2 protein-coding genes and 1 pseudogene are annotated in these 1,985 nt (G+C 74.0%); 2 read left to right on the top strand and 1 reads right to left on the bottom strand.

What is annotated here, in order from left to right:
• A pseudogene (locus tag I59_RS10285) lies at positions 1 to 249 on the top strand (hypothetical protein); the annotation flags it as partial.
• Positions 250 to 256: 7 nt separating this feature from the next.
• Here the strand turns inward: I59_RS10285 and I59_RS10280 are convergent.
• Complete coding sequence (locus I59_RS10280; RefSeq protein ID WP_022903796.1) at positions 257 to 1,252, bottom strand: stage II sporulation protein M; 996 nt, start codon at positions 1,250 to 1,252, stop codon at positions 257 to 259.
• 159 nt (positions 1,253 to 1,411) lie between these two features.
• Here I59_RS10280 and I59_RS10275 point away from each other — a divergent pair.
• The coding region (locus I59_RS10275) for an RDD family protein (RefSeq protein ID WP_042726636.1) at positions 1,412 to 1,985 on the top strand (574 nt) is incomplete at its 3' end.

Here is a 1,985-nt window from a genome sequence, read left to right as displayed (position 1 = left end):
GACGACGGCGTGTACCGGCCACAGGTCGACGGGGGTCGACCGCCGGACGCGTGCCGCGCCTCCCGGCCGGTGGGGACGGAACGCGACGTCTACCGCCGGGCCGCAGCGGAACGCACGCTGCTCGACGCCGACGGCGTGGCGGACGCTGCCCGGCGCACCGGTGCGGAGGTCGTCCGGGGCACCCCCGCGGCCGTGCCGCCCCTCGTTGCCGATGCCTACATCCGCGCGAAGGCGACCGGACGGCTCTGACGGCGGGTCAGCCGGCCGTCAGGGCCGTCGCACCGCGCTCGAACTCCTCGAGGTCGCCGCGCTCGCCCGCGCGGTGGGCACGACCGCCCACGACCCACTGGTAGACGAGGACCACCGCGAGCGCCAGTGTCCCGATGCCGATCTTGATCGGCCACGGCCAGGGCTGGCGCGTGACGACGCCCTCGACCAGCCCGGAGAGCAGCAGCGTGAGCGTCAGCCCGACGGCCACGGTGATCAGCGCGCGGCCGTCCTCGGCGAGTGCCTGCGCCCGGGTGCGCGGACCGGGGGCCACCCACGACCAGGCGATCATGAGTCCGGCTGCCGCAGCGAGGAAGATCGAGTAGAGCTCGAGCTGCCCGTGCGGCGCGATGTAGAGGAAGAAGTCGCCCAGGCGGCCCTGCGAGTGCATCACCGCGCCGGAGACCCCGAGGCCGACTGCGTTCTGCACGATCGCGTACGGGACGAACAGGCCCGTGATGCCGAACGCGACCATGCTCGCGGCGATGTACGCGTTGTTCGTCCAGACCTGCGCGGTGAAGGCCCCGAGGCCGTGGTCCGAGTAGTAGTCGACGAAGTCCTGCGTGGCGTACCGCCGGAGCGCCTCGGGCGTCCCGAAGGTGTCGACCGCGCCGGGGGTCGTGCTGATCCAGACGCCGACGACGACCGCGACGGCCGCGGTGACGAGCGCGACCCAGATCGTCGTCCAGCGGATGCGGTAGAGCGCGGCCGGGAGCTGCACCGCGAAGAACGTGGTGACGGCCGACAGGGGGTCCACGGGGGTGCCCGTGAAGCGCAGTCGTGCCCGGAAGAGCGTCAGGGACAACCGGTCCCCCGTGGCCGTGCGCGGGGCGGCGCCACGGATGCGGGCGAGGTCGGTCGCGGCCTCCTGGTACGCGGACACCAGGGCGTCGACGTCGGCGCCGGAGCGGTGGCGCCGCCGGGCGAGCCGGTCGAGCTCCTGCCAGCGGTCACGGTGCACGTCCGCGTAGGCCTCGAGGTCCACGGTTCCCCCCTGGGTGGTCCGGTCGGTGTGGTCCGGTCGGTGTGGTCCGGTCGGTGTGGTCCGGTCGGTGTGGTCCGGCTCGTGCCGTGCGGCACGGGCGGTCCGGTTCGTGCGGTCCGGCTCGTGCCGTCCGGCACCGGTCTCCGACAGAATGATCCCATGTCGAAGCCGAACGCGTCGCGCGACCTCGCCGACGGCCGGTTCGTCCGGGCCCTCGACGACACCGCGGACGAACTCGTCGTCGGCGAGGCCGTCGCGCTCGACGTGCAGCCCGCGGGCATCGCACTCCGCTTGGCGGCGGCGCTCCTCGACGCCGCCTGCCTGGTCACGCTGTACGTCATGCTCCTGCTCGGGCTCGCACGGGTGGTCCCCCGCGGCGTCGACACCGGGTGGGTCGCCGCGTTGCAGATCGTGGTGGCCGTGTTGGTCCTGGTGCTCGTGCCGGCGGCGGTCGAGACGACGACCCGGGGCAAGAGCGTCGGTCGCTACGCCCTCGGCACGCGGGTCGTGCGCACCGACGGCGGGGCGATCGGCTTCCGGCACGCGTTCGCGCGGGCGCTGGTGGGGCTGCTGGAGCTGTGGGGCTCGCTCGGGTCCGTGGCGCTGCTGGTGGCGCTGTTCGGCTCGCGTCCGAGACGCCTCGGTGACCTCCTCGCCGGGACCGTCGTGCAGCACGAACGCGCACGCCCGCAGCAGGACCCCGTCGTGCTTCTGCCCGTCGAACTCGCGGGGT

The sequence above is a fragment of the Curtobacterium sp. B8 genome (genome assembly GCF_000333315.1).
GTDB lineage: Bacteria > Actinomycetota > Actinomycetes > Actinomycetales > Microbacteriaceae > Curtobacterium > Curtobacterium luteum.
Note: the sequence above shows the minus strand (reverse complement) of the source record. Positions and strands in the feature narration are given on the sequence as shown.